This window comes from Yersinia sp. KBS0713, assembly GCF_005937895.2.
GTDB lineage: Bacteria > Pseudomonadota > Gammaproteobacteria > Enterobacterales > Enterobacteriaceae > Yersinia > Yersinia bercovieri.
Genome location: NZ_CP042173.1, coordinates 1,419,679 through 1,443,362, shown reverse-complemented (window position 1 = coordinate 1,443,362; position 23,684 = coordinate 1,419,679). Strand labels below are relative to the sequence as shown.

Here is a 23,684-nt window from a genome sequence, read left to right as displayed (position 1 = left end):
TTGAGATACGAGTCTTTTAACGTGAGCCAAGCGCCAATCCAAACTGCAACATTAAGCTGGAATGAACAGGGTACACCTGTATCGGAACAGTTTGATGACATCTATTTTTCCAATGACGATGGGCTGGAAGAGACGCACTATGTTTTTCTCAAGGGCAACGGCTTTCCGGCACGTTTTGCCCAACACCCACGAGATAACTGCATTTTTGCTGAAACCGGCTTTGGTACCGGGTTGAATTTTCTGACATTATGGCGCGATTTTGCCCAATTTAAGCAGCAAAATCCCACCGCCAAACTTCAGCGTTTGCACTATATCAGCTTCGAGAAATACCCCCTACAGATCGCCGATTTGGCGGCTGCCCATGCACGCTGGCCGGAACTGGCGACCTTTGCCGAACAGTTGCGAGCGCAATGGCCCCTGCCCCTTGCTGGCTGCCACCGTATTTTGCTGGCTGAAGGGGCTATCACGCTGGATTTGTGGTTTGGTGATGTCAATACCTTGCTGCCACAGCGGGATGCCAGCTTGAATAATCAAGTGGATGTCTGGTTCCTCGACGGCTTCGCACCCGCCAAAAATCCCGATATGTGGAATGATACCCTGTTCAGTTCGATGGCGCGTATGGCCAGATCGGGAGGCACTTTTGCCACTTTCACCGCCGCCGGATTTGTGCGCCGAGGGTTACAGCAGGCAGGATTTGAGGTCGCTAAAGTGAAAGGCTTCGGGCAAAAACGTGAAATGCTGACTGGCACCTTACCACAAAGCCTCGATACGCAATGCGCCCCTTGGTATCACCGCCCCTCTGCTGCCCATGGTGATGATATCGCAATTGTCGGCGGCGGGATTGTCACTGCATTAACCGCATTGGCTTTGCAGCGCCGTGGGGCGAAGGTCACACTCTATTGCGCCGATACACAACCGGCACAGGGGGCATCCGGTAACCGGCAAGGTGCGCTCTACCCGCTGCTGAATGGCAAAAATGATGCACTGGAGGCTTTTTTCACCAGCGCCTTTACCTTTGCCCGCCGCCAATATGACCAATTGATTGAGCAAGGTATTCGTTTTGATCACCAGTGGTGCGGTGTTAGCCAATTAGCATTTGATGAAAAAAGCCGCGGCAAGATTGATAAGATGCTGCAAAGCCAGTGGCCGGAAGCTCTCGCCCAAGGGATGAACCGCGAACAACTCAGTGCGCTGGCCGGATTAGATTGCGCCCACGATGGCATACACTACCCTGCCGGTGGCTGGCTCTGCCCATCAGATCTCACCATCGCGCTCATAGCGCTGGGACAACAAAACGGCATGGTTTGCCATTATCAGCATGAATTGCAGCAGTTAGCGCAGATTGATGGGCAGTGGCAGCTAACCTTTGCACAAGCCGCCAAACAGCATGCCACCGTGATTCTGGCAACCGGTCACCGCTTACCCGAGTGGGAACAAACTCGCCATCTGCCGCTCTCTGCCGTGCGCGGCCAGGTATCGCATATCCCCACCACGCCCGTACTCAGTCAGTTACGGCAGGTTCTGTGCTATGACGGCTACCTAACACCTGTGAACCCCGCCAATCAGCATCACTGTATTGGGGCCAGTTATCAGCGCGGCGATGTCGCCACTGATTTTCGGGCTGACGAGCAGCAAGAGAACCGCGATCGACTCTTACGCTGCTTACCACAGGTGAGCTGGCCGCAACAGGTTGATATCAGTGATAATCAGGCCCGTTGTGGGGTGCGCTGTGCTATCCGTGACCATTTACCGATGGTCGGTGCGGTGCCGGAGTACGCCGCAACTCTGGCGCAGTATCAGGATCTGCCACGCAAAATTCAGCGCGGTGATGAAATAGCCCCAGCCCCAGTGTGGCCGGAGTTATTTATGGTGGGTGCATTGGGGTCACGTGGTTTATGCAGTGCGCCACTGGTGGCTGAAATTCTGGCAGCACAGATATTTGGCGAACCGCTGCCACTGGATGCCTCTACCCTGGCGGCACTGAATCCTAACCGCTTCTGGATTCGAAAATTACTGAAAGGCAGACCGGTGCAACAGCGCTAACCCTGCGATTTCAGGGCCAAAGGTTATTTAATAGCCTGTTCCAGCAAACGATCCCACAATCCCAGCACCAAAACCTGATCCGGTGGCGATAACTCACCGGCTTTGATGGCTTTTTCCAAACTGGCTTGTACGCGGGCATGTAACTGCTCCGCGGTGTGTTCACCGAACTCTTCCGACTCCGCCACCGCTAACGTCAGATGACCGCGCAGGTAACCACCGGCAAATAAATCATCATCACTGGCGTGCTCTACCATGTCATCTATCTGCGCCAAGATGTGTGTTTCAAACTCTGCGATCATCACTCTTATCCTAATTATATCAATCTGTTATTAAACTAAATCTTCCGGGTAGGGAAATAGTTCTGGGGTCAACGGCGGTGTATTGTAAAACGATTGTAACGCCTGAATAAAGCCCGCAGGTCGTGGGGATACTCCGTTTTCCAGATGCCATAGCACCTGTTCGCGCACTTTACGCTGGAATGTGATTCGATCCGGCTCACAATCCCCGTTCAAATTGTCGCAACTGACATTGAAAGGGAAACCAGCCGCTACACAAAACATCCACTCCAGTGCCTGCGGCTTTATCTCTACCACTTCAAATTGGCTCTGGGTTAACGCATCGCGCCCATCCGGGCAGTACCAATAGCCAAAATCCACAAGCTTGCGCCGCTCTTCGCCGGCAATACACCAATGGGAGATTTCATGCATCGCGCTGGCGTAATAGCCGTGGGCGAAAACCACCCGATGGTAAGGGAGTTGGTCGTCGGCGGGCAGGTAGATAGGTTCATCCTCCCCTTTGACCAATCGCGTATTAAATGAGTCACTAAAGCTGGCATTAAAAACGTCGATCAACTGCTGATAATGATGGGTCATGCTTGAGTCCGTAAGAGCGGTATCGCGAGCGACATCAGGTTATCCCTGATAGTTGATACCTTAAGTTAAGCGAAAACGTGTAATCCCAGCCAGGAGGAGATCTCGGCACCGTGGCTGTCGTACAGCAGCTTGCAGCTCATGACGAATGACACCACGACAATCATTGGGCGAATTAATTTCTGCCCTTTCGTCAGCACCATATGCGCCCCCAGACGCGCACCCAGCACCTGCCCGACCAACATCACCAGCCCAATACTCCACACCACTTTGCCGCCGACAATAAAGAAAGTCAGGCCGCCCAAATTAGAGGTGAAATTCAGGATTTTGGCATGGGCGGTGGATTTCGCCAGATTGAAACCGCACAAGGTGACAAAGGCCAGTGCATAGAAAGAACCCGCGCCGGGGCCAAAGAAACCGTCGTAAAAACCGACCCCACCACCGGCTATCAGGGCAAAGGGCAGTGCAGACAAACGGCGCTTTTGGTCAAATTCGCCGAGCTTAGGGGTCACCAGAAAATAGACGCCAATGCCTATCACCAGCAACGGCAAAATTTGCCGCAGAATATCCGCCCGCATATGCTGAACCAAAATCGCGCCCAGCATCGAACCGACCAGAGTCAGTGCAATGGTCAGCTTTTGATCCTTTAGATTAACCGCGCCACGGCGGATAAAATAGAGGCTGGCGGAGAACGACCCGCCAACAGATTGCAATTTGTTAGTCGCCAAGGCCTGCGCCGGGGGTAAGCCCACCGCTAACAGCGCCGGGACAGTGAGTAAACCGCCGCCACCCGCGATGGAATCAATAAATCCGGCCAATAACGCAACTACAAACAATATCCCCAGAACCGCAGGACCAAGGGTAAACCAATCCATGATTTATTCCGTAGCAAAATGGTTGTCCAGCAACGCCTGACATGAAGGCGGCAGTGGTGGTGGCAGGGTTTTACCTGGTTTAGCACTTGGCTGATGAGGCTGGAACCAGCTCTCCAGCTCGGCACCGCAGCCATCACCCGCTGGCGGTGTCTCTTGATCCAGGCACTCCAGGCTATCGGCTGGACAGCGCAAACGCACGTGCATATGAGCACGGTGACCAAACCACGGGCGTACTTTATGCAGCCAATGGCGATCCGTGCCCGCATCCAGACAGAGCTGTTTTTTAATCGCTGGATTGACGAAAATGCGGGTCACTTCACTATCGTTAGCCGCTAGCTTAATCAAATTTTCAACTTGTGGCTGCCAAAGTGCTGGCACCACCCCTTTACCGTCCGCGGCAACCAAATCAATAGGTTGCGGTTTTAGCAACTGCTGTTGGTTCCAGCGCTGTGGTGGCAACTGTAACCAGATGTCGACATCCAGACCTGACTGATGACTGGCATGACCGCTGTTAAAACGCCCACCTGCGGGCATCGCCATATCACCAATCAACACTGTACCAAGCTGATTTTTCTGAGCTTTATCACTTAGACGGTGAATAAAGTTCAATAGATCAGGATGGCCAAAATAGCGGCGCTGATCTGGGCGCATCACCTGATAATCTGCCGATTGAAGCGGCAAAGGCATGGCACCAATCACGCAGCCATTGGCAAAACCCCCAATCGACTGTGGCGATCCCAGCACCGGATTCACTATCTGTTGCCACGGCGTCGCAGCCATGACTGGGGCTGTTGCGCCCAGCAACACTATGCCGGCAAGTGCCACCGCACTCGCAATCCATCTGTTCATTGTGCCTACCAGCGCGGAACGTCTGAAACCACATCACCACACTGGGCACGCTGGCGCAGCAGGTGATCCATTAGCACAATTGCCATCATCGCTTCAGCAATCGGGACCGCACGGATGCCGACGCAAGGGTCATGGCGACCACGAGTGACCATCTCCACCGCTTCCCCCTGCCGGTTAATGGTTTGCCCCGGAACCATAATACTGGACGTAGGTTTCAAAGCGATATGCGCCACGACCGGCTGGCCGCTGCTGATACCGCCCAGAATGCCGCCAGCATGGTTGCTCTGGAAACCTTGCGGCGTAATTTCATCACGATTTTCGCTACCACGCTTGGTCACCACCGCAAAACCATCGCCAATTTCCACCCCTTTCACCGCATTGATACTCATCAGCGCATGGGCCAGATCCGCATCCAAACGATCAAAAACCGGCTCGCCCAAACCGACTGGCACCTGTTCAGCCACCACAGTGATTTTGGCACCGATCGAGTCGCCCGCTTTTTTCAGCTCGCGCATCAGCGCATCCAGCGGCTCCAATTTACTGGCATCCGGGCAGAAGAACGGATTCTGCTCGACCAAATCCCAATCAATCAAATCACAGCTGATATCGCCAATTTGTGCCAAATAACCCCGCACCTGCACACCAAATTTCTGCGCCAGATACTTTTTAGCAATGGCACCGGCAGCAACGCGCATCGCCGTTTCACGGGCGGAAGAGCGGCCACCACCACGGTAGTCGCGCACCCCGTATTTCTGTTCATAGGTGTAGTCAGCGTGGCCTGGGCGAAACACGTCTTTAATCGCGCTGTAATCTTGCGAACGCTGATCGGTATTCTCAATCATCAACCCGATACTGGTCCCGGTGGTTAGCCCCTCGAACACACCAGATAAAATACGCACCGCATCCGGCTCGCGGCGTTGGGTGGTATAGCGTGAAGTGCCCGGACGACGTCGGTCGAGATCCAACTGAATATCGGCCTCGGTGATGGGAATACCCGGCGGAACACCATCGATAATACATCCCAAGGCGATGCCGTGAGACTCACCAAAAGTGGTGACGCGGAAAAATTGCCCAATACTGTTCCCAGCCATCACGGCTCCTTACCCTTTAGTGATAAATAAATTACTCATAATTAATCTGCCAGCACAATATCATCGTGCTGGCAGAGGTTATAAGTGGCGCTTAATTAATCGCGATACATGCTGAAATGTGGTGCGCAGTCAATCAGTTGCTGTTTGGTCAGCATAAAGACGCCATCACCACCGTTGTCAAATTCCAGCCAGGTGAACGGCACATCTGGATATTGATCCATCAAATGCACCATGCTGTTGCCCACTTCACAAATCAGCACGCCATCATCTTGCAAGAAGTCTGGCGCACAGGCCAGAATTCGGCGGGCCAGTTTCAGGCCATCACTGCCCGCAGCCAGCCCTAACTCAGGCTCGAAGCGGAACTCCTGTGGCAAATCGGCCATATCTTCAGCATCAACATATGGCGGGTTCGTTACAATCAAGTCATATTTGATCGGCGGCAAGTCGCGGAACAGATCCGAGCGAATTGGCGTGACCTGGTGCTCCATCGAATGCTGCTCAATATTGTGCTCAGTCACCGCCAATACGTCGTTGGAGATATCAACCGCATCCACTTCAGCTTCAGGGAAAGCATAAGCACAGGCAATAGCAATACAGCCGCTACCGGTACACATATCGAGAATATGTTTAGGTTGATGGCGAATCAGCCCATCAAAGCGGTTATTGATTAACTCACCAATCGGTGAGCGAGGCACCAACACGCGCTCATCAACATAATATTCCATGTCACAAAACCAGGCTTTATTGGTCAGGTAAGCCACCGGGATACGCTCGTTGACCCGGCGGATAACCCGCTCAACAATGCGGTGACGCTCGCTGGAGGTCAGACGCGCACTGCGCATATCTTCTGGAATATCAATCGGTAAAAACAGGCTTGGGAAAACCAGTTGCACCGCTTCGTCCCACGGATTATCAGTACCGTGACCATAAAAAATATTGGCGGCATTAAACCGGCTGACTGCCCAGCGCAGCATATCTTGAATGGTGTGCAGCTCATTTACTGCTTCATCGACGAAAATCTTGTCCAAGGTTATCTCCAACTGGTGCGTAAAATCATGATCTATGCCCCTAGTTTGCCATGAAGCCTGCGACAAATCAGCAGCAATACATCAGTAGAATGATAACCGAATAATGAAGAACGCATTAAAGTCGCCACTCAGGCCAGATTTTTATTTAGGCAGATGGCCATCAACAGGTAAACTGGGAACAATTGCAACATGCCAATGAACTAATAATGAAAAACAAATATCACCTGACAACCGATGAACTACAGCTTTTTAAAGAGTCGATAGCCGGGGCAAAGAAGCTGAAGCAAGATACCATCCTCCACCGTGAGCCGCCTAAATTGGGTAAGAAAATCGCCCCTGAGCGATTACTCCAGGAGCAGGTTGATGCTAGCTATTATTTCTCTGATGAATTCCAGCCGCAGCTGGATATGGAAGGCCCGACACGTTATGTGCGGCCAGGTGTCGACCATTTTGAAGTTAAAAAATTGCGGCGTGGCGATTACTCACCCGATATGTTTTTGGATTTACACGGATTAACTCAGAAACAGGCCAAACAAGAGCTAGGTGCCTTGATTGCCGCCTGCAAACGCGAGCATGTGCATTGCGCCTGCGTTATGCATGGTCATGGTAAGCATGTCCTGAAACAGCAAACCCCGTTATGGCTGGCGCAGCATCCCGATGTGTTGGCATTCCATCAAGCCCCTAAAGAGTGGGGGGGAACCGCTGCACTGTTGGTGTTAATTGAGTTAGCTGAATAATTGAGATTTATTTTTGCATTTTAGGCTATAACTATTTTTATTACAGCCACTTAGTTCTGCTTAGTGTTACGAGATTATCTCTGTTCAATGATCTAATTTGAATGCGAAGTTACTCGTATTTCTAACCTTACTAAGGAGTTATCAACATGATGGAAAATAGCCCTATATCAACCCAAAAGATTAATCTAGACGGGGTACCAAACGCCAACGGCGGTATGAATTACACTTATCATCCAACTGATGGTAACAAAAAGATCACACTCTCCTCCGAACCTCACAATAATATCCTAATATTGAGTGCTGACATCACGCCTAATAAGCTGCACTTCGAAAACATTGGTACGGAACGCTCCCCTACAATAAAAATCACCTTTAACGGTAACCGTTCCGGTGACTACCTGATTATTAATCAGAGCCATGACTTGAGGTTACCAAGATTTGGCTTGCCGATGAATCCAAGATTTGGCTCGCAGACAAATATAGAGGTGGGTGGTGTAAGTCTGCCAATACCGAATATCCATACAGCATTGCGCCAAAATCTGCAGCCCCTATTCCCAGATTCGCTCCCCCGAGGTTCTACAAACAATACTGAAGGCAAAAATAGTTATACTTTTAATTTGGGCGATGGTGGCAGAATGATGACGCTCCCCTTAGGATCTGACAATAATACCCTAATATTTGGTGCTGGCATCACGCCTGATATGCTGCACTTTGAAAACATTAGCACCTCCACTTTCTACCCCAAAACGAAAATCACCGTTAAAAATAGCCCTTCCGGCGACCACCTGATTATTAATGAAAGCTATAGCTCGAAAGCCTATTTTCATAACCCACTGAAAAATATAGAGATAGGAGGTGTAAGTCTGCAAATGCAGGATATCCATACAGCATTACGCCAAAATTTACAGCCCGAATTTCCCAATTTGATCCCCCTGGATTTTACAAAAATCGGCAAAGATGAATATAGTTATACTTTTAATTTGGGTGATGGTGCCAGAGAGTTAAACCTCACTCCCCAATCTCGCCATAATACCCTAATATTGGGTGCTGGCATCACGACTGATAAGCTGCACTTCGAATACATTGGCACGAAACATTACCCTAAAATAAAAATCACCTTTAACGGTAACCGTTCCGGTGACTACCTGGTTATTAATGAAAGCCTTGGCTCGGAATCCACAACGCGTAACTTGCTGAGAAATATAAAGGTGGATGGTGTAAGTCTGCCAATGCGGAGTATCCATACAGCATTGCGCCAAAATCTGCAGCCCCTATTCCCAGATTCGCCCCCCCGAGGTTTGACAAAAAACACCAAGGGAGAGAATAGTTATACTTTTAATTTGGGCGATGGCGGCAGAATGATCACGCTCATCCCCGGAACTCGTAATAATACCCTAATATTTGGTGCTGGCATCACGCCTGATATGCTGCACTTTGAAAGCATTGGCAGCGTTGTATATCCCAAAACGAAAATCACCCTTAAAAATAGCCCTTCCGGCGACCATCTGATTATTAATGAAAGCCATAACTCGAAAGCCTATTTTTATAACTCACTGAAAAATATAGAGGTAGGGGGTGTAAATCTGCCAATGCAGGATATCCATACAGCATTACGCCAAAATTTACAGCCCAAATTTCCAAATTTGATCCCCCTGGATGTTACAAAAATCGGCAAAGATGAATATAGTTATACTTTTAATTTGGGCGATGGTGCCAGAGAGTTAAACCTCACTCCCCAATCTCGCCATAATACCCTAATATTGGATGCTCGCATCACGCCTGATAAGCTGCACTTCGAAAGAGTTGTCACCGATTCACTCCTTAAAACGAAAATCACCTTTAACGGTAACCGTTCCGGTGACTGCTTGATTATTAATGAAAGCCTTGGCTCGGAATCCACAACGCGTAACTTGCTGAGAAATATAAAGGTGGGTGGTGTAAGTCTGCCAATGCGGAGTATCCATAGAGCATTGCGCCAAAATCTGCAGCCCCTATTCCCAGATTCGCCCCCCCGAGGTTTGACAAAAAACACCAAGGGAGAGAATAGTTATACTTTTAATTTGGGCGATGGTGGCAGACTGATAAAGCTCCCCTCCGGATCTCACCATAATACCCTAACATTGGGTGCTGGCATCACGCTTGATAAGCTGCACTTCGAAAGCATTGGCAGCGTTGTACGTCCTAAAACGAAAATCACCTTTAAAAATAGCCCTTCCGGCGACTACCTGGTTATTAATGAAAACCTTAAATCAACATCCTCAGGTTGTAACTCACTGAAAAATATTGAAGTGAATGGCCAAATTTTGGTAATGACGGATATCCGCAAGGCTCTGGGGCAAGGGCTACAACCCACATTCCCTGATAAAAACGCCACCGCCAAAGAGGCAACCAATATAACGACAGGGATGGATGCCGATGACGGCAATATCTTCAGAGACAACAAAGGTAACGGTGATAAGCTACTAAATTTCAATGAGTTTAGCAGAGTGGAAGGGGTAAAAAATACGTTGAAAGAAGAAAGCACTACAAAACAAGATGCTTATACATCCCCTGAGCTTACTCCCACCACCTCAGATGCAATAGCATCATTCGGTGCTGAAAATGAACTGCAATCAACTTCCTGCTATGGCAATCCAGCAGTAACCGTCAGGCCGGTGGTACCTTTGATTACCGCTGGAGTTTAGACTTAATCAGTCTTCGTAAGGCTCTCCAGTAGCATCAAAAAGGGCGCAATATGAATTGCGCCCTTATCGGTTCATATTTATATGCTGCTATGAATCAACCGTGGCAAGCCTTTGCCAGAAGCTGTGTCGGGCTGACTTGCCAGTCAAAAGTCCCCTTACCTGTCTCGCCATTCAGCGAGATACAAGCAATTGCCGAGGTCGCAAACATTGGCGGGCACTGCCCTGGACAAAGTTCCGCCACCAGATAGCCCACCAGCGGTAAATGTGAGATAACCAGCACTGCTGCATGGTCCTCTTTCGCCAGCGCTTGCAAATAGCAACAGATGAAAGCCGCATCCCCGCCTGGCGTTAATTCTGGCATCACTTCCTGCTCTGCCGGTAGAGGCATGACCCCTCGCACCACATCCAATGTCTGCTCAGCGCGCAAATAAGGGCTCACCAGAATCTGGTCGATATCGACCGATTGCTCGTTTAACCAGCTTGCTATCTGACGTGATTCATCCTGACCACACAGAGTTAGGGGCCTTAGCGCATCACTTGCTGCGTCAAGGGCCGCGTCACCGTGACGCATAATGAAAACTTGCATATTGCACCGTTTTTGTTAACAAAATAACGCTATACAGAAACGCTTTGCGTGCTGTACCGCCGAAACCTTTACCCGTGAGTAAAGAAACTTCATAACGATAACGCGCCGTCTCTCTATGGCGGCCGGGCATTTTGCCTGAAACTTAAAGTAAAGAAAATGGCTGTTTTCACACCGGTCATCCCGGCAGCCAACCCTGACTGGTTACATAATAACCATATCAATAGCTTAATCCAAACTCCACTACCTGCCAATAAGTAGCGATTAATTCATTTTGCTACGAATAGTCACTTCAGGTGATTCTGGCTTAAGGTAGCGCGGGTTGCTCCCTGTGTACAGCCACCTTATCCGCAACAATTGCAGGTAGTGATCCTGCTCACACTCTAAACAGAGGCGTTGCCCGACACCTCATTTTCGCTGTTTTCCTGTGGGTAAAACCGCTGCTGTTGCTCCGCCATCGTCACCAGCAACTGACAAGGCTCAAAGCGCTCACCAAACTGCTGCGCCAACAATCTAAGCGTTTTCACCACCTTATCAGCACCCAGACTATCCAGATAGCGGAAAGGCCCGCCGAGGAATGGTGGGAAGCCAATACCGAACACCGCACCAATATCACCGTCTCGTGGGTTACGAATAATGGACTCATCCAGACAACGGGCGGCCTCATTCAGCAGCATCATCGTGCAGCGCTGCGCGATTGTCGCAGATCCTAGATGAGCTTTGGCTGTGACACCCAATAAAACATAAACACTGGTATCAACTTGCTTACCGGGGTTTCGCTTCCACTTAACGCCGCGACTTTGGGTTGGATATAAGTAAAATCCACGGCTATTTTTGCGCCCTTTACGTCCATCCTGCAAAATAACGTCAAATGATGGCGGCGCGGCAAAGCGTGGCCCTAATTGCTCAACCAGAATCGGCATGATTTTGGTTCCGACATCAATGCCGACTTCATCCAGCAGCGTAATCGGGCCAACCGGGAAGCCGAAATCGACCAGTGCGCTGTCGATGGAGTCGATAGGTTCCCCCTCTAGCAGGCAGCGAGCCGCCTCATTAATATAGGGGGCCAGAATGCGATTTACATAGAATCCGGCGCGATCAGCCACCACAATGGCGGTTTTACCCTGTTTACGGGCTAAAGCCACGGTGGTTGCTATTGTTTCTTCGCTGGTTTTTGCATGAGGGATCACTTCCACCAGCGGCATTTTATCGACGGGGCTAAAGTAGTGCAGGCCGATAACCTGCTCCGGCCGCTGTGCCTGAGCGGCAATTTGGCTGATCGGTAGTGACGAGGTATTGGACGCGAAAATGGTATGTGTCGCAGCGAAGCTCTCGATATCCGCAACCATTTGTTGCTTCAATGATAAATCTTCAAATACCGCTTCAATTACGATATCAACAGTCTCAAAACCGCGGTAATCCGTGCTGCCGGAAATCAGCATCATCTGCCGTTGCCGCTCCGCCGGGCGCATCCGCTTACTACGCACCCGTTTACCTAAAGCGTCCCACGTATATTTCAGCGCCTGATTAATCCCCTGCGGATTGATATCTTTGATACGCACAGGTAAACCCGCGCGGGTCGCGGTGACACTGGCAATGCCACCGCCCATCAGGCCGCCCCCCAGCACGCCGACACGATGAATAGCGCGGGGTTGCGCGTCACCACCGGTCTCTTTTTTCAGTGCGGTGGTGGCAAAAAACAGGCTGCGCAATGCCGCCGATTGAGGCGACATCGCCAGTTCGCCAAACGCGGTGGCTTCAGCCTCATAGCCGCTGGCACTGCCGTGATCCAGCCCTTTACGCACCACATCAATAATGCGTTCAGCCGCCGGATAGTGGCCTTTGGTCTTCGCCAACGTTTTCTTGCGCACAATGCTAAACAGCAGCGCCTTGCCTAACGGGCCACTGAGCAGACGCTCTTGCCAAGGCACTACCGGCTTGTCACGCCAGCCCGCTTTGGCCCTGTCGATAGCCACATCCAGCAAGATATCTTGCGGCACAGCATCATCCACCAGCCCCATTTTAAGAGCCTGACGGGCGCGAACCTGCCTGCCGGTCAGTATCATATCCAGCGCCTTACTGACCCCCACCAGACGCGGCAGCCGTTGTGTTCCACCGGAGCCGGGCAACAGCCCCAGTTGCACCTCCGGCAGGCCCAGCACCGTTTTATCGTCCAGCGAACAGATGCGACTATGGCACGCCAGCGCCAGTTCCACCCCCCCCCCCAGACAAGCACCATGAATAGCCGCTACCACTGGCACGGGGAATGCCGCGATTTGCGCCAAGATTGATTGCCCTTTTTGGGCCAACTTCCGGGCATCCTGCGCAGTACGGCAAGCTGCAATCATAGTGATATCAGCGCCCGCGATAAAAGAGTCTGGTTTGCCAGATATAATCACCAGCCCCTGCAATTGGGGTAAAGCCTGTGCTTGTTGCAGTATGTCGGTAATTTGTTCTGCAAATTCAGCCTTTAAGGTATTCACTTTATCGCCAACAACATCAATGGTGATAATACCGATATTGTCCGGGCGAATATCAAGGTGAAATGCAGAGGGAGTCACCGCCGCAGTATCGATAACAACTGACTCATCAATAGGATTAAGTGCATTGTCCTGACTCATTACTCCACCTCCAAAATCATCGCGGCACCCAATCCGCCCGCAGCACAGGCGGTGGTTAGCCCTAGCCCGCCACCGCGGCGACGCAGCTCATTTAATGTCTGGGTTATCATGCGCGCACCGGTTGCTGCAAAGGGGTGGCCGTAAGCAATCGAACCACCCAATACGTTGAATTTGCTCATGTCTACTTCGCCAATCGCCTGACTGCGACCCAGTTTTTCACGGGCGAAGGTATCACTGGCGAACATTTTAAGGTTAGCCAGGGTTTGTGCGGCAAAAGCTTCGTGCATATCAATCAGGGTCAAATCCGCCAGTGTGATCCCAGCGCGCTCTAGCGCCAACGGCGTGGCGTAGGAGGGGCCTAGCAGCATATCTTGCCAAACATCAATCGCGGAAAAAGCAAAACTGCGCAGATAACCCAGTGGCAGCAACCCCAGCTCTTTAGCTTTTGATTCACTCATCATCATCACCGCCGCCGCACCATCAGTCAGTGGTGTGCTATTCGCCGCCGTGACACTGCCGTGCTGGCGGTCAAACGCCGGGCGTAATTTGGCATATTGCGCCAACGTGGAATCTTTGCGGATATTGTTATCTTCGGCAATTGCATCACGGTAAGGCGGAATATAGGCCGTCATCACCTCATCGTGCAACAGCCCTTGCTGCCAGGCTTGAGCTGCCATTTGGTGAGATCGCAGCGCTAACGCATCCTGATCTTGGCGGCTGATACCATAGGTTTTCGCCATCTGCTCGGCAGTATCCCCCATGCGCAAACCCGTTGAGTATTCAGCGACTGCCGGGGCCACTGGCAGGAGATCACGTAATTTTAACCGGCTGAACAACTTTAGCCGCTGGGTTAGCGTTCTCGCTTTGTTGACATCAACCAGGGTGCGCGCCAGTGCTTTACTGACCCCAATGGGCAGGACGGAAGAGGAGTCGGCACCACCAGCTATCGCCACCGTCACTGAACCGGCAATGATACTTTCCGCTACATTCGCCACCGCCTGAAAGCTGGTCGCGCAAGCGCGTGAGACGCTGTAGGCATCGGTGTGCACACTCATGCCCGTCCCCAATACAATTTCGCGGGCGATATTTGGTGCTTCTGGCATTTGGACCACTTGGCCAAACACCAGTTGGTCGATTAACTCAGGAGCCACGCCACTTCGTGCCAGCAACTCACTGACCACAATTTTGCCTAAGTCGACAGCAGGCACGCCATGGTAAGCAGTTGCCTGCTTAGCAAAAGGGGTTCGTAGGCCGCTTACGATGGCAATACGATCGCCCTGACGCGTCACTAGCGGTAATGGCTTACTCATAAAGGCTCCTGATAAATAAAAGTGGCTGTTATTAAAGCATAACAAATAACAGGTCTGACCTGATCTAATGATTGTTAACCAAACATTTACATTTGGTAAACCTATAGAGCAGGAAAGTGAGAGCAGGAGCAACTTTTTGAGGTAAAAAACCTCGTGGGGGAAGAGTCGAGGGTGGAGTCACATCAATCGAAGTGATGGTCTAGCGCAACAAATTCACGCAGCAAGGTGCATAAAAACAAAACGCGCAGCAAAAAGCTCCGCGTTGGATGAGTATTCAGCGTATCTGAACTCCCTCACAGCGAGGTATTGATTAACGCAAACCCAACTGGAAAATCATGGTTTCAGCCTGGCAGGCAAAAGTGAAATCGACGGTTAAACGCACGCCGCCTTCACTCTCTTCCAGCTTATGCTCAATCAGGCATGGGTCAGACTCAACAGCACGCGCTTTTTCAGTCAGCGTTTTCAGCATGGCTTCTGCTTCAGCGCGGTTATCAAATACACAGCTGTAGGATGCAGTACAGTCAGTATTGTCCATGACAGTGCCAACATCGACACAGCAACAGGCCGCAGTCTCTTCAGCACTACACAGATTTTTTATTGGACGATCGTTGGTATCTGACATCTTCAATTCTCCTCAACGGACATTTCAAAATAGGTGCAAATTGCCTACCGGTTAGCGCAAATAGCAGTAAGTACAAAGCAAATAGAACCTGGCGCAAAAAAAAATTTCTCTGGCGCTATTTTACTACCCCAATCCCGAAGGCACTAGGACTTACTGTTTATAGGCCTATTAAGTGATGGATATCACAGTCGTTTTGTTTATTTGCTCATCAATAGCGTGTTTATTGATACCAATTTGTAAGTTTTTTGTTAACTGCGTCTATTTTTTGCGATCAAATCCGAACAAATATTAAAACATACTTGCAACATGCACACAGGTCAGACCTATACTTCAGCCACTGGTCTGCTTTGTCTGACCGAAAACGGACCCTACAATCCCGCATTCTCTTGTTACGGTATGTAACATTAATTAAAACAATGAGGTTTTGGTCATGAACCAGAAAAACCTGTTTACCCGATCAGCTCTGGCAGCTGCAGTAGCAATCATCTCTTCGAACGTTTCTGCGGCGGGCTTCCAACTGAATGAATATTCAGCCGCTGCATTGGGCCGCTCTTTCTCTGGTGAAGGCGCTGTTGCCGACAACGCATCTGTTGGTAGCCGTAACCCCGCTGCAATGACTCTATTCGACCGCCCTTCATTCTCTGGTGGTATTGTTTATGTTGACCCTAGTGTTGATATCACAGGAACTTCTCCGGTCACACGCCGCAGCACAAGTGCCAATGATATCGCCCCATCAGCCTGGATCCCAAATATCCACTTTATTATGCCGCTGAATGAACAATGGGCTATTGGTGCCTCCGGTACCTCAAACTACGGTTTGGCTACCGAGTTTGATGATAACTATCTCGCTGGCCCTATCGGCGGTAAAACTGATCTGAAAACAGCCAACATAAACTTAGCCGCAGCTTATCGCCTCAATGAAAACTTCAGTTTCGGTTTGGGCTTCAATGCTGTTTATGCTGATGCCAAGATTACCCGTACCGCAGGTGAATTAGTACCAATAGCAACAGGCGGTGCGATCCCATCAACAACCGAATCAGCACGTCTGGAAGGTAAAGAGTGGGGCTATGGCTGGAATGCCGGTATTCTGTACGAAGTCGATAAAGAGAACCGCTACAGCTTCACCTACCGCTCAAAAGTGAAAATTGATTTTGACGGTGATTACAGTAACCAATTCCCTAAAGGTGCAGTTATTGGCAGCACTGTCGGCACGGGTGGACAAATTATCCCAGGTGCGCTGACTTTGAACTTGCCAGAAGTATGGGAGGTGTCCGGCTACAATAAAGTGGCGCCACAGTGGGCGATTCACTACAGTCTGGCTTATACCAGTTGGAGTCAGTTCCAAGAGCTGAGAGCCGTCGGCAATAACGGTCAGACACTGTTTGAAAAACATGAAGGCTTCAAAGACGCTTACCGTATCGCATTGGGTACCACCTATTATTACGATGATAACTGGACCTTCCGTACCGGTATCGCCTTCGATGATAGCCCAGTCCCTGCGAATAACCGTTCAATCTCAATCCCTGATCAGGACCGCTTCTGGATCAGTGCCGGTACTACCTACGCCTTCAACAAAGATGCATCTGTTGACGTCGGTATCTCCTATATGCATGGGCAGAACGTCAAAATCAGCGAACAAGTTTCTCCTTCAGCACCAAATTACCAGTTCTCTTCAGAAGGCACCGCGCTGCTGTATGGCGTGAACTTTAACTACGCATTCTGATAGCCGTTATTGGCAGTTTGATGCCCACAAAAAAAGCGCCTTCCGGCGCTTTTTTTCTGTTCAGTATTAACCACTACTCATTGGCTGAATCGATCAATTCGCGGAGTCAATACTATCCAGGTCACCCTGAATGGCCTGTGCATTCGAGTTAACTTCCGGTTTCAACTGCCCGCCATTGGCCAGGAAATCATAACGCTGGAAGTAAGCTTCGCGCATCATCAGGTAAGGATCAGAGGAGTTGCGCAGCAAACCATCGGAATCCAGCAGTTGCGCACGCGTTTCAATCCCTTCAACCATCCATTTACCTGCCGACATCCAGAAGGTCAAATAGCTCAGCACCGGATAGACGTAATCAGCCGCATTACCACCATCCTCACGGATAGTGAAGCTGCCATAGCCCGGTAATACCACATAAGGGCCGTAACCGACATTATAGTGGCCCAGCGTACTACCAAAGCGGTGCGGCACCTCTTTCGCCAGTTTCGGGTTCGCCATACCGGCGACATCAATCAAGCCACCCATCCCCAAAATTGTGTTCAGGAAGAAGCGGTTAAAGTGTTTCATTGCGTTGTAGGGGTCCCCCACCAGGAAGCTATTCACCATACTGGCTGGCTCTTCAAGGTTACCGAGGAAGTTGCTCATCCCATTACGTGCTGGCTGTGGTACGTAATCGCGCCAGACCACGGCGACCGGGCGCACCACATAAGGGTCAAGAACCTCGTAGTTGAAATTGAACATTGCCCGGTTAAAACCTTCTAGCGGATCAGAGCGGCCCTGCTCCATGTGATCCGGCGAGCTACTGGCACAGCCGACTAACAGCACAGTTGCAAAAGCCAGCCCAATCAGGCGGTAGTTCATATTTTTCTCCATGAAATTCTTTTCAACCCCTCACACTTAAGGAGTCTGCTTATTTATCTCGACATGAATCGTCTGAGGCTGCCCTTTCCCATCAAAATTCTGCACGTCACTCTCACCAAACCAGTCACCCGGCTGTGGATTAGCGGTGCCATCCAATGAGATACGCGCACGCACTTTCACCTGCTGCAGTGACGAAAGCAAGCGCTCCGGCATCATTGCATTACTGTCATCTAGCGCTATTGCTAGCGGGAATCGGCTCAAAGGCAGTTGCTTGACGGCAACCGGCACCGGATTGGCTCCATCGGTGACCGATATAATCACTGTTCCCTGCTGGGGCAATTTTCGGGCGGCATCAGATGATAGTGAAACCTCTATTCCCAGTGTAGCTGTTTCCTGCCCTGCCTGTGATTTAGCTTGCGCGATACTGCGTTTTATCACTTCTACGCGAGAATCACCAGCAGGCAGCAATTTTAGCATAACTTCCCACGCGCCAATGGCTTGTTTGAAATCGCCCTGCTCAAAAGCATTAAAAGCTAATAAACTCATGACGCGCAGATTGGTGTGATCTTGCCCCACCATGCTGCGCAGCATCTGGGTTGCTAACTGATTATCCTGCGGATCACTGGAACGTGTCAGCACTTCGGCATAGCCGAGTCTGACATCCTCATTATCGGGCGCGAGTTGATAAGCTTTAGCAAAAGCTTGCGTCGCCGTGGTGGCGTTATTCAGCGCCATCCCCACTCTGCCGAGCATCATCCAGTCGTTGACGTTAGCGGCATCGTGCTGCAAGGAGGTGCGCAACCCCAGCCCTAAACGGGCGACCTCCTCCATGGTCAGCGGCTCCGCGCGCTCATTAGCAACTCTGGCACGTAATTCAGGCATTTGCCCCTCTACCTGCTGCCATGCCTGCACCTGGGTCAAACCGCCCGTTTTCAGGTATAGCCCTAGCGCGATCACCACCAAAATCACCACGCCCGGTAATAGCGCCCAGCGGTTGATTGGCGTTGTCGTTTCATCCGATTGCTGTGGGATATCAGTCAACAGGTTTTGTTGCAATTCTTGAATCAGTTCAGGCCGCTGTTCCACCACGCCCTGCGCTTCATCCTCCGCCAATTCAGCTAACCTGTCCTGATAAATGGCCTTATTCAGCTCATCCCGGGTGGTCGCCGGTGAATTCGCCCCTTGTCCCATGGCCGGAATGACCAACAAGGCCGCCGCGACCGCCAGTAAAATAATCACTATTAGCCAAAAAGCCATTATGGTTGTTTCCTGTCAGTCGGTTTTGATGGGGTCGGTTGTTCAGCCAACAGATGTTGTAACCGCCGCTGCTCCTGCACGGAAAGCGAGGTCTGCTTCTCCACCCGTCGGCGGGCGCGTAATATCACCACGGCTGCACCTATCAGAACAAACAGTGCTGGCCCGACCCACAGAATCATCGTCGCGGCGGTAACCGGTGGCTCGTAGGTGACAAAATTGCCGTAGCGCGCCACCATATAGTCAATGATCTGCTGTTTGGTACTCCCCTGCTGCTGCAGTTCGTACACTTTACCGCGCATATCAGCGGCGATGATGGCATTGGAGTCAGCAATGCTGTTGTTCTGGCATTTCGGGCAGCGCAGCTGCTCGGTCAGCTCGCGATACTGCTGCTCCTGCGCCTCCGATTTGAAGGTGTAGGTATCGATGGCCGCAAACACACTCCAGCTCAACAACAGGCCGAGCATCAGGCTCAATAATCTCATGCGCCCCCCTGATACTTCTTATATAGCGGCAAAATTTCCTGCAACCAGATCCGATCATTCAGATCACCGGCATGGCGATAACGGATAATACCCTGACCATCGATCAGGAAAGTTTCCGGCGCGCCGTACACCCCAAGATCCAGCCCTAACATACCATCGCCATCATATAGACTCAGCGCATAGGGGTTGCCCAGCGCATTGAGCCACTGCACAGCTTTGACGCGATCATCTTTATAGTTCAGGCCCACCACACGAATGCCCTGCGCGGCCAGTTTATTCAGGTATTGATGCTCGGCCCGACAGGTGGGGCACCAGGTCGCCCAGACATTGAGCAGCATGGGTTTACCATCATGCAGCACCGCTTGATCAAATATTTTGCCCGGTTGTTCAAGGGACTCCAGCTTGAAGGTCGGCACTGGTTTACCAATCAGCGCCGACTCTAACATGGTGGGATCATCGCCATTAGCATTGCGGGTCAGTTGCACTAAAAAGGCCACCACCAGCAACAAAAACAGCACCAGCGGAATGAACATCAGCTTATTGAATGAAGTGGGAGTTTTCATTATTCAGCCTCCGACGCAGCGCCGCGTTTTAACTTTTTACTCATCCGGTAGCGCGGATCGAGCATACAGCAGATGCCGCCGATGGCCATAAACAGCCCGCCATACCAGATCCAGCGCACAAAGGGTTTGTAATACAGGCGCACCGCCCATGAGCCATCATCCAGCTCTTCGCCCAATGCCGCATAGAGATCACGGGTCAGGCCGCCATCAATAGCCGCCTCAGTCATCATTGAACGGGCCACACTGTAGTAGCGTTTTTCCGCATGTAGGGTCGCTTCCGGCTTGCCATTGCGGGTGACATCAATGATCCCCACGCCGCCTGTATAGTTAGGCCCCTTAATATCGTGAACATCGCGGAAAACAAAGTGATAATCGTGGATATCGATACTATCGCCTGCCTTCATGCGCACATCGCGCTCGACACTGTAATTCTGGCTAAACGCAATGCCGATCACGGTCACCGCCACCCCCAGATGGCCCAGCACCATGCCCCAATGGCTGCGGGAGAGGTGGCTCAGGCCGCGCCAGAAGCTATGGCGATGGGTGGCGCGCTCATGCAGCTCCATCAATGTCAGGATAATCACCCAGATAGCCATCATCAAACCGACCACCGTCATACCGGCAATGGTGTCTTGCAGCAGCCACGGCAACAGAATCGACAGCAGCAAGGTGACCACCAGCGCCACCGACAAGCGCCGCCACAGCTTGCTCGGTTCATCACGACGCCAGCGCACCAGCGGCCCAATCCCCATCAGTAGCGCCATCGGCGCCATCAGCCAGGTAAACATAGTATTAAAGAAGGGTTCGCCGATAGAGATGCTACCCAGCCCCAGCTGTTTGTGGACCAATGGCAGCAGGGTGCCCAACAGCACCACCAGCATGGCGGCAATCAGCAGCACATTATTCCCCAGCAGGAAAGTCTCGCGGGAGAACACCTCATGTTGAGTCCGGCTGCGCACTTGCGCACCTTTAACCGCGTACAGCAGCAAGGAGCCGCCGATGACAATCACCAGATAGGCCAGAATAAACATGCCGCGCGCCGGATCAGAGGCAAACGAGTGTACCGAGACCAACACGCCAGAACGCACCAGGAATGTTCCCATCAGGCACAATGAGAATGCGGTGATGGCCAGCAGCACAGTCCAGGCTTTGAATGTGCCGCGTTTTTCAGTCACTGCCAGCGAGTGGATCAGCGCAGTACCGGCTAGCCACGGCATAAATGAAGCATTTTCTACCGGGTCCCAGAACCACCAACCGCCCCAGCCTAGCTCATAGTAGGCCCAGGCCGAGCCGAGCACGATCCCCAAGGTCAGGAACACCCATGCAGCTTGTGTCCATGGTCGTGACCAGCGCGCCCAGGCACTGTCGAGCCGCCCGGCCATTAAGGAGGCGATGGCGAAAGCAAAGGCCACCGAGAAACCGACGTAGCCCATATAGAGCAGCGGCGGGTGGAATATCAGCCCGATATCCTGCAACAGTGGGTTCAGATCGTTGCCATCAATGGGGAAGTCCGGCAAGGTGCGGGTAAATGGATTCGAGGTCAGAATAATAAACAGCAGGAAACCACCGGTAATCATCCCCAGCACCGATAGCACCCTGGCTACCGCATCATCCGGCATTGAACGGCTAAACAGCGCTACCGCCAGTGACCAGCAACTGAGCAGCAACACCCACAGCAGCAGTGATCCCTCGTGCGCCCCCCAACTGGCGGCGATCCGGTAATAGACCGGCAGATGTGAATTCGAGTTAGCCGCCACATAGGAGACGGTGAAATCATTCACCACAAATGCGTAGATAAGACATATAAATGAAAGCGTAATGGTGGCGAACATACCGTAGGTCAGTGGCCGGCCGGTGGCCATCATGCGGGCATCCTGACGTGCCGCCCCCCACTGCGGATAGAGGCTCAGTAGCAGCGAGATAGCCAGTGCCAGACATAACAAGAAACTGCCAATTTCAGGCATCATGAGGCATTGCCCCCACTGTTAGCGCTACTATAAGCCTCGGCTGGACGTGTATGGTTCTCTTTCATCGCTTCTTTGACTTCTGGTGGGGTGTATTTTTCATCATGTTTTGCCAACACTTCTTTGGCGTTGATGGTATTGCCGGCAGCAAATACCCCTTGCGCCACGACGCCCTGCCCCTCGCGGAACAGATCCGGCAGGATGCCGGTATAGGTCACGGTGACAGCGCCACGGGCATCATAAACCTTAAAACTCATCTCCAGCGTCTTATTATCTCGTTTGACCGACCCCGGCATCACCATGCCGCCGATGCGCAAGCGCTGACCGATTTCTGGCTTCTCATGGCGCTCACCTTTGCCCTGTAAAATTTCGCCCGGTGTATAAAACAAATCAATATTTGAGCGCAGGGCATACAGCACCAGTGTGGTGGTCAAACCGATACCGATAAGCACCACCAACGCCAGATAGAGCCGACTTTTTCTACGTGGATTCACTGTGATTTCTCCTGTGAATGGGCTGCGTGCTGACGAATGCGCTGTTCTCTGGCCTGACGGCGCTGAATATCTGCTAATAGTTGTTTGTGCTGTCGCAGGGTATCTAGCCACAGACCCAGCAGTGACAGTAATGTGGCCGCCACCGCCAACCAGACATAAAAGGCGTAGCCGCCCATGGCAAAAAATGCCGCCCAAGAGTCAAAGGCTGGTTTCATACTCGTGGCTCCTTACGCAATAAGGCGCTAACCCAAGGGCGATGGCGCTCTTGCTGCAAAATCAGATTGCGCAGGCGCATTAATGTCAGGGTGATAAAACAGAGCAAATAACCCAAAATCGCCCAGCGCAGTGGCGAGCGCATACTCGGATCGATGCTCTGCTGCATGTTGGTTGAGCCTTGGTGCAGGGTATTCCACCATATAACCGAGAAATGAATGATGGGGATATTCACCACGCCAACCAGTACCAAAATACCGGCCGCACGCCCTGCCAGCTTGCGGTCTTCGAAGGCGTTATACAGGGCTATCACCCCCAGATAGAGAAATAGCAGCACTAGCTCAGAGGTCAGACGTGCATCCCAGATCCACCAGGTTCCCCACATCGGTTTGCCCCAGGCGGAGCCGGTGACCAGGGCAATAAAGGTAAATACCGCCCCCACAGGGGCCATGGCGGCCAGCACGTTATCGGACATTTTCATTTGCCAGACCAATCCGACAAATGCGGCTATCGCCATCGACATATAGATACCCATCGACCAGATGGCTGCCGGAACATGCAAATAGATGATACGGAAACTATTACCTTGCTGATAATCCGCAGGGGCAAAACCAAAGCCCCACACCCAGCCCACCAGCAGACAGAGGGCTGCCCCCATGCCCAGCCACGGAATAAATCGGCCGCATAGCTGATAGAGCCGCTCGGGTTTAGCCAATTGATGAAACCATTTCCACATTTTTCATTGCTCACGTTGAAATTGGACGGGGACTGCCGCCTGGGCAATACCGGTACAGGATACGGCGCACAATCTGCTGTGA

Annotated in this window: 22 protein-coding genes; 4 read left to right on the top strand and 18 right to left on the bottom strand. The window is 51.5% G+C overall.

The annotated features are described in order from the left end of the window. The first annotated feature begins 21 nt into the window (after positions 1-21). Entirely contained in the window at positions 22-2,043 is a 2,022-nt protein-coding gene (gene mnmC / locus FFE93_RS06745) for a bifunctional tRNA (5-methylaminomethyl-2-thiouridine)(34)-methyltransferase MnmD/FAD-dependent 5-carboxymethylaminomethyl-2-thiouridine(34) oxidoreductase MnmC (protein ID WP_138774935.1), read from the top strand. A gap of 23 nt (positions 2,044-2,066) precedes the next feature. Here the strand turns inward: mnmC and FFE93_RS06740 are convergent, their stop codons facing one another. From FFE93_RS06740 to prmB, 6 genes are all read right to left on the bottom strand, one after another. Next, positions 2,067-2,342, bottom strand: a complete 276-nt coding sequence (locus FFE93_RS06740; protein WP_005278915.1) for a YfcL family protein — start codon at positions 2,340-2,342, stop codon at positions 2,067-2,069. A 30-nt stretch (positions 2,343-2,372) separates the two neighbouring features. Next, positions 2,373-2,915, bottom strand: coding sequence for an elongation factor P hydroxylase (locus FFE93_RS06735; protein ID WP_049600954.1), 543 nt, complete (start codon positions 2,913-2,915; stop codon positions 2,373-2,375). A gap of 65 nt (positions 2,916-2,980) precedes the next feature. After that, on the bottom strand, positions 2,981-3,787 hold the full coding sequence (locus tag FFE93_RS06730) for a sulfite exporter TauE/SafE family protein (RefSeq protein WP_138774934.1): 807 nt from the start codon (positions 3,785-3,787) through the stop codon (positions 2,981-2,983). A 3-nt stretch (positions 3,788-3,790) separates the two neighbouring features. After that, positions 3,791-4,636, bottom strand: a complete 846-nt coding sequence (gene mepA, locus FFE93_RS06725) for a penicillin-insensitive murein endopeptidase (RefSeq protein WP_138774933.1) — start codon at positions 4,634-4,636, stop codon at positions 3,791-3,793. Positions 4,637-4,641: 5 nt separating this feature from the next. Beyond that, the gene (gene aroC / locus FFE93_RS06720) at positions 4,642-5,727 is read right to left on the bottom strand and encodes a chorismate synthase (RefSeq protein ID WP_005278907.1); all 1,086 of its coding nucleotides are present in this window, start codon (positions 5,725-5,727) and stop codon (positions 4,642-4,644) included. A gap of 95 nt (positions 5,728-5,822) precedes the next feature. Further along, positions 5,823-6,755, bottom strand: a complete 933-nt coding sequence (prmB, locus tag FFE93_RS06715; RefSeq protein ID WP_032898873.1) for a 50S ribosomal protein L3 N(5)-glutamine methyltransferase — start codon at positions 6,753-6,755, stop codon at positions 5,823-5,825. A gap of 206 nt (positions 6,756-6,961) precedes the next feature. Between prmB and smrB the strand changes: the two genes are divergently transcribed. After that, entirely contained in the window at positions 6,962-7,492 is a 531-nt protein-coding gene (gene smrB / locus FFE93_RS06710; protein WP_049600949.1) for an endonuclease SmrB, read from the top strand. A gap of 146 nt (positions 7,493-7,638) precedes the next feature. Next, on the top strand, positions 7,639-10,176 hold the full coding sequence (locus FFE93_RS06705; RefSeq protein ID WP_138774932.1) for a hypothetical protein: 2,538 nt from the start codon (positions 7,639-7,641) through the stop codon (positions 10,174-10,176). A 94-nt stretch (positions 10,177-10,270) separates the two neighbouring features. Here the strand turns inward: FFE93_RS06705 and sixA are convergent, their stop codons facing one another. The 4 genes from sixA to FFE93_RS06685 all read right to left on the bottom strand — a co-directional run bounded on the left by sixA (position 10,271) and on the right by FFE93_RS06685 (position 15,312). After that, positions 10,271-10,762 carry a phosphohistidine phosphatase SixA gene (sixA, locus tag FFE93_RS06700; RefSeq protein WP_032898132.1) on the bottom strand — a complete coding sequence of 164 codons (492 nt, stop codon included), beginning with the start codon at positions 10,760-10,762 and terminating at the stop codon, positions 10,271-10,273. A 380-nt stretch (positions 10,763-11,142) separates the two neighbouring features. Next, a complete protein-coding gene (fadJ, locus tag FFE93_RS06695) occupies positions 11,143-13,380 on the bottom strand; it encodes a fatty acid oxidation complex subunit alpha FadJ (RefSeq protein ID WP_138774931.1) in 2,238 nt (745 codons plus the stop codon). Beyond that, the gene (fadI, locus tag FFE93_RS06690; RefSeq protein WP_057647397.1) at positions 13,380-14,690 is read right to left on the bottom strand and encodes an acetyl-CoA C-acyltransferase FadI; all 1,311 of its coding nucleotides are present in this window, start codon (positions 14,688-14,690) and stop codon (positions 13,380-13,382) included. The genes fadJ and fadI overlap by 1 nt, the downstream gene beginning before the upstream one ends. A gap of 310 nt (positions 14,691-15,000) precedes the next feature. Next, positions 15,001-15,312: a YfcZ/YiiS family protein gene (locus FFE93_RS06685; RefSeq protein WP_005275516.1), complete on the bottom strand. Its 312-nt coding sequence runs from the start codon at positions 15,310-15,312 to the stop codon at positions 15,001-15,003. A 430-nt stretch (positions 15,313-15,742) separates the two neighbouring features. Here FFE93_RS06685 and fadL point away from each other — a divergent pair, with 430 nt between their 5' ends. After that, a complete protein-coding gene (gene fadL / locus FFE93_RS06680) occupies positions 15,743-17,035 on the top strand; it encodes a long-chain fatty acid transporter FadL (protein WP_049600940.1) in 1,293 nt (430 codons plus the stop codon). Positions 17,036-17,128: 93 nt separating this feature from the next. On the opposite strand, the gene mlaA is transcribed toward fadL, so the two are convergent. Genes mlaA through FFE93_RS06640 form a run of 8 tightly spaced genes read right to left on the bottom strand, consistent with a single transcriptional unit; the run spans position 17,129 to position 23,602 of the window. Beyond that, complete coding sequence (gene mlaA, locus FFE93_RS06675) at positions 17,129-17,893, bottom strand: phospholipid-binding lipoprotein MlaA (RefSeq protein WP_072083775.1); 765 nt, start codon at positions 17,891-17,893, stop codon at positions 17,129-17,131. 36 nt (positions 17,894-17,929) lie between these two features. Then, the gene (gene ccmI, locus FFE93_RS06670) at positions 17,930-19,150 is read right to left on the bottom strand and encodes a c-type cytochrome biogenesis protein CcmI (protein ID WP_138774930.1); all 1,221 of its coding nucleotides are present in this window, start codon (positions 19,148-19,150) and stop codon (positions 17,930-17,932) included. Further along, on the bottom strand, positions 19,150-19,632 hold the full coding sequence (locus tag FFE93_RS06665; RefSeq protein ID WP_138774929.1) for a cytochrome c-type biogenesis protein: 483 nt from the start codon (positions 19,630-19,632) through the stop codon (positions 19,150-19,152). The genes ccmI and FFE93_RS06665 overlap by 1 nt, the downstream gene beginning before the upstream one ends. After that, positions 19,629-20,195, bottom strand: coding sequence for a DsbE family thiol:disulfide interchange protein (locus tag FFE93_RS06660; RefSeq protein WP_049600931.1), 567 nt, complete (start codon positions 20,193-20,195; stop codon positions 19,629-19,631). The genes FFE93_RS06665 and FFE93_RS06660 overlap by 4 nt, the downstream gene beginning before the upstream one ends. After that, a complete protein-coding gene (locus FFE93_RS06655; protein WP_054873118.1) occupies positions 20,195-22,162 on the bottom strand; it encodes a heme lyase CcmF/NrfE family subunit in 1,968 nt (655 codons plus the stop codon). Before FFE93_RS06655 ends, FFE93_RS06660 begins: the two co-directional genes overlap by 1 nt. Next, the gene (gene ccmE, locus FFE93_RS06650; RefSeq protein ID WP_032898127.1) at positions 22,159-22,653 is read right to left on the bottom strand and encodes a cytochrome c maturation protein CcmE; all 495 of its coding nucleotides are present in this window, start codon (positions 22,651-22,653) and stop codon (positions 22,159-22,161) included. The genes FFE93_RS06655 and ccmE overlap by 4 nt, the downstream gene beginning before the upstream one ends. Further along, a complete protein-coding gene (gene ccmD, locus FFE93_RS06645) occupies positions 22,650-22,868 on the bottom strand; it encodes a heme exporter protein CcmD (protein ID WP_032898126.1) in 219 nt (72 codons plus the stop codon). Before ccmD ends, ccmE begins: the two co-directional genes overlap by 4 nt. Further along, positions 22,865-23,602, bottom strand: a complete 738-nt coding sequence (locus tag FFE93_RS06640; RefSeq protein ID WP_005275503.1) for a heme ABC transporter permease — start codon at positions 23,600-23,602, stop codon at positions 22,865-22,867. Before FFE93_RS06640 ends, ccmD begins: the two co-directional genes overlap by 4 nt. Between the last annotated feature and the right edge of the window lie 82 nt (positions 23,603-23,684).